7 protein-coding genes are annotated in these 8,778 nt (G+C 63.5%); 5 read left to right on the top strand and 2 right to left on the bottom strand.

What is annotated here, in order from left to right; translation table 11 throughout:
- Positions 1–412: 412 nt before the first annotated feature.
- Positions 413–2,605 (bottom strand): YccS family putative transporter, encoded by a 2,193-nt coding sequence (gene yccS, locus IE061_RS07800; protein ID WP_193461349.1) that lies wholly within the window; start codon positions 2,603–2,605, stop codon positions 413–415.
- A gap of 238 nt (positions 2,606–2,843) precedes the next feature.
- Between yccS and IE061_RS07795 the strand changes: the two genes are divergently transcribed.
- The 5 genes from IE061_RS07795 (at position 2,844) to IE061_RS07775 (ending at position 7,861) form a co-directional block, all read left to right on the top strand.
- Positions 2,844–3,659 carry a DUF3100 domain-containing protein gene (locus IE061_RS07795; protein ID WP_193461348.1) on the top strand — a complete coding sequence of 272 codons (816 nt, stop codon included), beginning with the start codon at positions 2,844–2,846 and terminating at the stop codon, positions 3,657–3,659.
- Positions 3,649–4,143 carry a hypothetical protein gene (locus IE061_RS07790; protein WP_084123778.1) on the top strand — a complete coding sequence of 165 codons (495 nt, stop codon included), beginning with the start codon at positions 3,649–3,651 and terminating at the stop codon, positions 4,141–4,143. Before IE061_RS07795 ends, IE061_RS07790 begins: the two co-directional genes overlap by 11 nt.
- A gap of 10 nt (positions 4,144–4,153) precedes the next feature.
- Positions 4,154–5,311 carry a M20 aminoacylase family protein gene (locus IE061_RS07785; RefSeq protein ID WP_193461347.1) on the top strand — a complete coding sequence of 386 codons (1,158 nt, stop codon included), beginning with the start codon at positions 4,154–4,156 and terminating at the stop codon, positions 5,309–5,311.
- A 97-nt stretch (positions 5,312–5,408) separates the two neighbouring features.
- Complete coding sequence (locus IE061_RS07780) at positions 5,409–6,314, top strand: NAD(P)-dependent oxidoreductase (RefSeq protein WP_193461346.1); 906 nt, start codon at positions 5,409–5,411, stop codon at positions 6,312–6,314.
- The gene (locus IE061_RS07775; RefSeq protein WP_193461345.1) at positions 6,311–7,861 is read left to right on the top strand and encodes an aldehyde dehydrogenase family protein; all 1,551 of its coding nucleotides are present in this window, start codon (positions 6,311–6,313) and stop codon (positions 7,859–7,861) included. The genes IE061_RS07780 and IE061_RS07775 overlap by 4 nt, the downstream gene beginning before the upstream one ends.
- Here IE061_RS07775 and IE061_RS07770 read toward each other — a convergent pair.
- The gene (locus tag IE061_RS07770) at positions 7,840–8,778 is read right to left on the bottom strand and encodes a LysR family transcriptional regulator (protein WP_193461344.1); all 939 of its coding nucleotides are present in this window, start codon (positions 8,776–8,778) and stop codon (positions 7,840–7,842) included. The genes IE061_RS07775 and IE061_RS07770 overlap by 22 nt on opposite strands.

Here is an 8,778-nt window from a genome sequence, read left to right as displayed (position 1 = left end):
GGTCGAGTAACTCGGCGGCATCGAGGCTGCCGTCGCGGCTGGCCAGGTTGAGGGCCAGTTCGAAGGGCTGGGAGAGGGCTTCACGGTGGGTGAAGTCGATCACGGTCACGTCGTCAACGCCGGGGAGCGTCAGGGTGAAATGCAGTCCGGTGCTGAGCGCCATGCCCTTCCTCCTTGAATCATCAGCCGCTAATGAGAACCAATGAGCATAACGAGGGGGGCAGCAAGGACAACCCCTAACCAGCATGAAGGGGCAATGTCTTACAAGAATTTAAGAAATATCTTACAAACAGGGCCGGAAAATAGGCGTTGTCTCAATAGCAGGCTAAATAAATATTCGCCGCTATGTGAGCACTGCCTGCCCAGATTCCGCCGATCTAGGTACATGACATCTTCAATGCACATGGATGCTTCACGGTAGGGGCGATTTGGCTGCATTTTCAACCAGTCGCCCAGCCGCCTCGCTGAGCGGCCCCAACTGCCCAGCAATCAGGCGTAGCTGGCTCTGGATGGGGCGATAGAGCGTGACGGCCTTCTCATCCAGCGCGCCGCTTTGTTCCTCTAACTGGCTCAGCAGCTCGTTGGCAGGCTCGGTCAGTAACTCCACCGGCAGACGTTTATCTAACTGCTCGGCCAGTTGCTCTAATAGAGCGCTAATCCGTTTGGCGAGGGGGACGAAGGCGGCATCGTCTTCATCTTCTGCCAGCCGATGACGGTGCGCGCCTAACGCCGAAAGGTGGCTGAGTAGCGTGTTGGAGAGCACCAGGAAGCGCAGGCCGTTGTCGGCGTCCTGTTTGCGGTAGTGGCCTGGCTCGTGAAGCATGTTGGTCAGCAGGGTCGAGAGCGCCGCATCGGCGTTGTGGGCATTCCGCCGGGCCAGGCGGTAGGCCAGGTCGTCCTGTTTGCCCTCTTCGTACTGGTGCACGATCTCGTCCAGGTAGTGACGATGGTTGGTCAGCACCTTGCCCGCCTCACGGTAGAGCCGCCGCCCTTGCCAATCCGGCAGGATAAAGAACACCGCCAGCCCGGCAATCAGCGAGCCAATCAGGGTATCGAACAGCCTGGGCCAGATCAGATCGAAGCCATCCCCCACCTGATTGAAGCTGCACAGCACCAGCAGGGTGATGGAGGCAGTGGCAATCACGTAGTGTTTTTCCCGATTGGCGAAGAAGGACACCCCCGCCGCCACGGCGATCATGCTCTGGACCAGCGGCTGGGGAAACAGGCTGATCGACATCCAGCCCGCGGTCAGGCCCAGCACCGTGCCGAGGATACGCTGAGATAAAAAGCGCCGCGTGGTGGCAAAGTTCGGGCGGCACACGAACAGCGTGGTCAGCAGTATCCAGAAACCCTGCTTGGGGTCCAGCCACTGCAGCAGCCCATAACCGACCACCAGGGCCGTGGTCAGGCGTACCGCATGGCGAAAGGTGGGCGAGCCCAGCGTGAAATTGAGCCGCACGCGCTTCCAGGCTTCCAGCAGGCTGGAAGGCGAGCGGTCGTAGAGGGCGCTGTCGCGGCGCTCATCATCGGCGGCAGGGTTATGGGCGCTGGCAATCTGGGCTTCCAGGGTAGTGAGGTTATCGGCCAGGGCGGTCAGCGGGCGAATCAGCGGCCGCCACTCGGGCTTGCCGCGTTCGCGGAGGTTCTCGATGGAGGCGCGCAGGTCGGCTAGCGCCTGCTCGCTCTGCTCGTGACTGAACGGGCGATTGAGCAGCAGCGATTTGGCCAGCTGACGGCAGGCACGGCCCTGCTGGTCCAGCAGGCGCTGGCAGCGAAACAGCACGTCGTGGTGGAAAAACGCATCGGTGAGCGCGCTGTAAGGATAGTGGGTGGAGCTGGCCCGCTCGTGGATATCCTGGGCAATGAAGTAGATCTGCAGGTAGCGGTTGAGCTTGCGGCTGCCGCGCTGGCCTTCGAGGCGGCGAAAGATCATCTCCTTGGCCTGGTTCAGGGCATCCACCACCTGGCCGTTCTGGCGGGCCAGTGCCACGCGTCGGGCTTCCACATCGACCCCGCGCACAGGCTCGAAAAGCGCCGATTTCAGGATCAAGAACTCCCCCAGTGCCTTGTACACCCGTGCCATGCTCTGCTTGACCGGCTGACGGGAGAACAGCGCGCACCAGACCACGGAAATCGCCCCGTACCAGGCCGCGCCGCCCAGCAGCAGCAGCTGGCGTGCCGCCACGTCCTCATCCACTCCGCCGTGCTGCTCGATGTTGATCATGGAGTAGATCGACAGAATCAGCGTGCCCGAGGCAATGGTGGCGTAGCGCTGGCCAATGGCGCCCAGCATGATCAGCGTAAAGGTGGAGACTGCCAGCCCCACGGCAAAGAGCCACGGCCAGGGGAATAGCCACTGCACCACGAACGAGGCCGAGGCAAAGCACAGCAGGGTGACCGCCAGGGCTTGTGCCCGCCCTTGCCAGCTGTCGTCGGTTTCCGAGAGCGCGCAGGCGATGATGCCGAGAAACAGCGGGATCACCAGGGCCACGTCGCCCATCAGCCCGCTCAGCAACAAGGCGCCGCTGAAGGCGATGAAGACCCTCAGGCTGTAGGCGAACTTATCCAGTGTCCAGAGGCGGCGTAAGGGCAATGAGATGGGCATGATGTGTCTAAGCGGACCTCGAAAGTGTGGTGTTGTTAGTTTGTTAGACTTTAGTCGTGTTCGAGTATAGAGCCAACTCGGCGCCGCTGTCGCTATCTGGCGCAGGCCAACGAACGCTGGGCGTTGGCCAAGCGTTTATTCGCTGGGGTGTTCTAAAAAGTAGCGCACAAAATCGCTATGATTGGAACAGTAACCTTTCGATACTCGGAGTGACTCTAAAAAAAACAGGATCACTCCCATGGATCTCAAACTGCTGCTGGACTGGCGTCTGCACCTCACGGTGATCGTGATGTCGATGTTGTCGGAATGGATAGGCATCGTACGCATGCCGCTGGGGCCAGGAACGCTCTTATTACTCCCTCTGCTTTACGCCTTCGTGATCGGAGTGCTGCTCAATCCGCATCTGTTTTCGGCGATGGGCAAGGTCATTCCCAAGCCGGTCAGCCATGCGGCCGGGCCCATCATCCTGATCGCTATTCTGCCGTTCATCGCCAAATTTGGCTCTACCATTGGTCCTGCCATCGAGCAGATCATCGCCGCCGGGCCTGCGCTGATCCTTCAGGAGCTGGGCAACCTGGGTACCATGCTGCTGGCGCTGCCGTTTGCGGTGCTGGTGCTGAAGATGGGCCGTGAAGCGGTCGGTGCCACCTATTCGATTGCCCGTGAGCCCAATATTGCCATCATTTCGGATCGTTATGGCCTGCGCAGCCCGGAAGGGATCGGCATCATGGGCGTCTACGTGGTGGGCACCATGTTTGGCACGCTCTACTTCGCGCTGATGGCGGGCTATATCGCTTCGCTGGACATTCTCGATATCCGCGCCCTGGCCATGGCCTGTGGGGTGGGCAGCGGCAGCATGGTCGCGGCGTGTTCGGCCGCCCTCGCCGAAGCAGTGCCAGCCTCGCGGGACGAGCTGCTGGCCTTTGCCGGGGCCAGTAACCTGCTGACCTATGCCACCGGGCTGTATATCTCCCTCTTTATCGCGCTGCCCGTCACCGAGTGGATGTACAAGCGCCTGACCGGTAACCGCCAGGAGACGCAACATGAAGGCTAACGAGATGACCACAGAACCCCTGGACAAGAGTGCGCTGGAAGAGCTGCGCCCGGAAAACCAGCTGGGCAAGACCGCACTGGTGCTGGCAGCGGTCTGCGTGGCGGCCTGGTTCAGCAATACCGTCAACGGTGCGCCGCTGCTGGAAGCGCTGCCGGGCATGCTGATTCTTTATGGGCTGGTGATCATTGGCCTGGTCATGGGGCGTCTGTGCCCCTTCTACCTGCCCAGCGTGGCCTGGGTGTCCCTGGTGAGCATTCTGGTCACACTGCCCTCGTTTCCGGGGAGCGCCTGGATCGTATCGCAATTGGCGGCGGTGAATTTCCTGGCGGTCGTGACGCCGGTATTGGCCTACGCCGGGCTGGCGCTGACCGGCCGTGAGTTCGCCATGTTCCGCCAGACCGGCTGGAAGCTGGTCATCGTGGCGCTGCTGGTGTTCACCGGCACGTTCATCGGCTCCGCCGTCGTCGCGCACATCATGCTTTAAGGAGTGAACCATGGCTGCGTCAGTGACCATACCCGACAGCGCTGAACTCGCCGCCTGGCGGCAGGATTTCCACCAGTACCCTGAAACCGCCTTCGAGGAGCACCGTACCAGTGCGCGTATCGCGTCGCTGCTCACCCAGTGGGGCTTCGATGTCACCACGGGCTTGGCGGGCACGGGCGTGGTGGCCACCCTGGATGGCCAGCAGGGGGAAGGCAAGACCATCGGCCTGCGGGCCGATATCGACGCCCTGGACATCCGTGAAGAGACCGGGCTGGCCTACGCCTCGCAGACGCCGGGCAAGATGCACGCCTGCGGACACGATGGCCATACCACGATGTTGCTGGGAGCGGCCTGGGCGCTGAAGCAGCAGCCCGATTTCAAGGGGCGGGTGGTATTCATCTTCCAACCCGCCGAAGAGAACGAAGGCGGTGGCCGTGCCATGGTGGAGGACGGCCTGTTCGAACGCTTCCCCATGGACGCCGTGTACGGGCTGCACAACTGGCCCGGGCTGCCGGTGGGGGTCGCTGCGGTGCACGATACCGACGTCATGGCCGCGTTCGACATCTTCAGCCTGACGCTGACCGGTAAAGGCTGCCATGCGGCGATGCCCCACCTGGGCACCGATACGGTGCTGGCGAGCTGCCAGCTGATCAGCCAGCTGCAGGGGCTGGTGAGCCGTGAAACGCCGCCGGACAAGTCGGCGGTGCTGAGCATCACCAGCATCAATGCCGGAGACACGTTCAACGTGATTCCCGAGCAGGTGGCGCTGCGCGGCACGCTGCGCTGCTTCGACATGGCGCTGAAAGAGCGCCTGGAAGCACGGTTCAAGCAGGCCATTGCCAGCCTGGCCGAGTTCCATGGCTTGACGGTGGAACTGGATTACCAGCGCTGCTACCCCGCCACGATCAATACCCCAGCGCATGCCCAGCACTGCGCCACGGTGCTGGAGGGGCTGCTTGGCCAAGGCAAGGTGCTGCGCAACCTGCCGCCCAGCATGGCCTCCGAGGATTTCTCGTTCCTGCTGGCCGAGTGCCCAGGTGCGTATATCTGGATGGGCAACGGCGAAGATTCGCCGTCGCTGCACAACCCCCACTACGACTTCAACGATGCGCTGTTACCGCTCGGAACGCGCTACTGGGTAGCGCTGGTCAACGCACTGCTCGTCTGACGATGACGTAATACATCCATGCGCTCTCTGATGCCCACTGGGTAGGGGAGCGTTTACCCCGCATTCAGTGTTTCATGGCATGCCAAGGAGTTTGATGATGTCGCAAACCGAACACGCTTTATCGATTACCGTGATAGGCCTGGGCCAGATGGGCGGCAATATGGCGCTGACCTTGCAGGCCGCCGGCTTTGAGGTCACGGGCAGTGACCTGTTTGAGGCCGCGCGGGAAAGGCTCGCAGGCTTGGGCCTGGCCGTGGTGGCGCCGGATGCCCTGCCTGCCAGCGATGTCTACCTGCTCTCGCTGCCTACTTCTGCCCATGTGCGCGAGGTGATCGAAATCTCCCCTGGCCTGCTCGCCCTGGCCCCCAAGGGCAGTGTGATCGTCGATACCTCCACCAGTGACCCCGCCGTCAGCCGCGAGCTGGCCGCAAAAGTCACCGCGGCGGGCCTGCGCTGGCTGGATGCTCCGGTCAGCGGCGGCCCCAAGGGCGCCGCCAACGGCACGCTGGGCATGCTGCTGGGCGGCGATGATGCCACCCTGGAGCGAGTGATGCCGATGCTGGAAGCCATGTCGGCCAAACGTACCCATGTGGGCGGCCCGGGCAGCGGCCACGTGGTGAAGCTCGCCAACAACTACCTGTGCGCGGCGCACCTGCTCACGACCGCCGAAGCCGTCGCCATGGCCGCCAAGGCAGGCGTCGAGCCTGCCGCCTGCCTGGCGGGTATCAACAGTGGCTCGGGGCGCAGCGCCATCAGCGAGGTGAACTTCCCCGAGTGGGTGCTGAGCGAACGCTTCGATTCGGGCTTTACCACCGGCTTGATGCGCAAGGACCTGCGCTTGGCGCGGGACGCCGCTGAGCAGTTGGGTATTCCCCTGGCGCTGCTGCAGACGGTGGTGAATGCCTGGCACGCAAGCCCGGAGCAGCCCGCCGATAGCGACGACTTCAACCATATCACCACGCCGATTCTTGCCTGTGCCCGCCAAACGGAGAGCCACTCATGAGCCCACTCAGCCAACATGCCAGCGACCAGCTTGCCGCACTCCTGAACGGCTTTGGGTTAGCGGCAAAAACGCCGTTGAGCAACTGGATCGATGGTGATCTGGTGGCCGGAGAAGGCGAAGAGATCACGCTGATCAACCCGGCGACGGGGGAGGCGCTGGTCAGCTACCGCGATGCGGGTGCAGCGCTCATCGAGCGCGCCACGCAAGCCGCGCAGCGGGGCCAGCGCGAGTGGATGGCGTTGACGGCCAGCGAGCGCGGGCGGCGAATGAACGCGGCAATACGGGGCCTGGAGGGCCACGAAGAGGCGCTGGCACAGCTGGAAAGCGTGGTGGCGGGGAAGCCGATTCGCGACTGCCGGGCTGAAGTGGGCAAAGTACGCGAGATGTTCGAATACTACGCTGGCTGGTGCGACAAGCAGCACGGCGAAGTGATTCCAGTGCCCACCACGCATCTTAACTACGTGCGCCACGTGCCTTATGGGGTGGTGGGGCAGATCACGCCCTGGAACGCGCCGATGTTCACCTGTGCCTGGCAGCTGGCACCGGCCATGGCGGCGGGCAATGGGGTGGTGCTGAAACCTTCCGAGCTGACCCCTTTCACCTCGGTGGTGATTGCCCAGCGGCTGGAAAGCGGCGGCCTGCCCAAAGGGCTGATCAACATCGTCAACGGGCTGGGCAGAACCACCGGTGCGGCGCTGACCGACCATCCCGCCATCAGCAAGCTGGTGTTTGTCGGCTCGCCCCAGAGTGGTCGCCTGATCGCCGAGGCGGGGGCACGGCGCCTGGTGCCCAGCGTGCTGGAGCTGGGCGGCAAATCCGCCAATATCGTGTTCGCCGATGCCAAGCTCGATGAAGCGGTAGCTGGCGCCCAGGCGGCCATCTTTGCGGCGGCGGGCCAAAGCTGTGTGGCGGGTTCGCGGCTGCTGATCGAGCGCTCGGTCTTCCAGGAGGTCACTACCCGCCTGGCCCGCGCGGCGGAGCAGATTCACGTGGGCCTGCCCAGCGATGAAGCCACCCGCATGGGGCCGCTGCAGAATCGCCGTCAATTCGAGCAGGTGACGCGCATGATCGAGGCCGCTGAAGCGGAAGGGGCAAGCGTGCTGACGGGGGGCAAACGCCCGGAAGGCTTGCCTGACGACGCCCAGGGCTACTTTATCGCGCCCACGGTGCTGGTGGATGTCACCCCCGACATGGAGATTGCCCAGCAGGAGGTGTTTGGCCCGGTATTGATCGCCATGGCATTCGATGACGAGGCCCAGGCCGTTCGGCTTGCCAACGACACCCGGTTTGGGTTGGCCGGTGCCGTGTGGAGCCAGGACGTGGCCCGAGCGCATCGCGTGGCGGGGCAGCTGCGGGTGGGCACGGTATGGATCAATAGCTACAAGGCGATCAGCGTGATGTCGCCGTTCGGGGGCTTTGGCGACAGCGGCTTTGGCCGCTCCAGCGGTCTGGACGGCCTGCGCGAATACACGGTGCCGCAAAGCGTCTGGGTGGAAACCGCACCGGAGGCCAGCGTGGCGTTTGGCTACGGCAGCGGTGTCGGCTGATTCGATGCCGGGTCCCTGAAGGCCTGCATCCAGCGCTGCAGGTGGCGCAGCAGCAGGATGCTGGCCTTGGGCTGCTGGCGGCCCACCCGGGTGACCATGTGGGCCTGGGAGCGCTGAAACAGCGGGTCGTCTACCGGGCGTGCGACAAGGCTGCCGGTGTCCAGGTCGTGGGCGACCGCAAACGCCGGTAGCAGCGTCACCCCCATGCCGCTGCGCACGTATTGCGCCAGGATCACCATCGAGTTGGTGTTCATGGTCATACGCGGGGCGAGGCGTGCCTGTTGAAACGCCTGGTCAACCATCTGGCGCACGCCATGGGTGGTGTCCCACATGGCCATGGGCTGGGTGCTGAGCTGTGCCAGGGTGAGCGGGTGGGGCTGGTCGGCCAAGGGGTGATGCGGCGCCAGAATGGCCATCAACGGCTGCGGGCTGGAGGCCCAGAAGCGCAGCTGCGGATGGGTACGCTCGTGAAACATCAGCCCGATATGGCTTTGATCCTCGACAATCGCATCGATGATGCCGGAGGTGCCCGCGATATGGATATCCAGCTGGATGCCCGCATAGCGCTGGGTGAATTCATGCAGGGGAGAAGCCACCAGGTCGCTGACGAAGCCTTCGCCCACGGTGAGGGAAATCGTTCCGGTTTCCAGCCGCTGGTAGGCTTCGAGGGACGTGATAAAGCTCTCGTCGAGGGCGCTGCGCCGCTCGCAGTACTCCAGCAGCATCTCGCCGACGGGCGTGGGGCGTATGCCGCCGCGCTGGCGTTCCATCAGCGTTGCCCCCAGGGCTTCTTCCAGCAGGGCAATCTGTCGGCTGACGGCGGAAGGGGCAATGTTGAGCCGCGACGCAGCCCGGCGCACCGAGCCTGATTCAAGCGTCACGCGAAAGTAGGCCAATCGCTGATGAGGGATATCCAT

Source organism: Vreelandella hamiltonii (assembly GCF_014651795.1).
Taxonomy (GTDB): Bacteria; Pseudomonadota; Gammaproteobacteria; order Pseudomonadales; family Halomonadaceae; genus Vreelandella; species Vreelandella hamiltonii.
The sequence above is the reverse complement of the archived record's forward strand: the minus strand, read 5'-3'. Positions and strand labels throughout refer to the sequence as shown.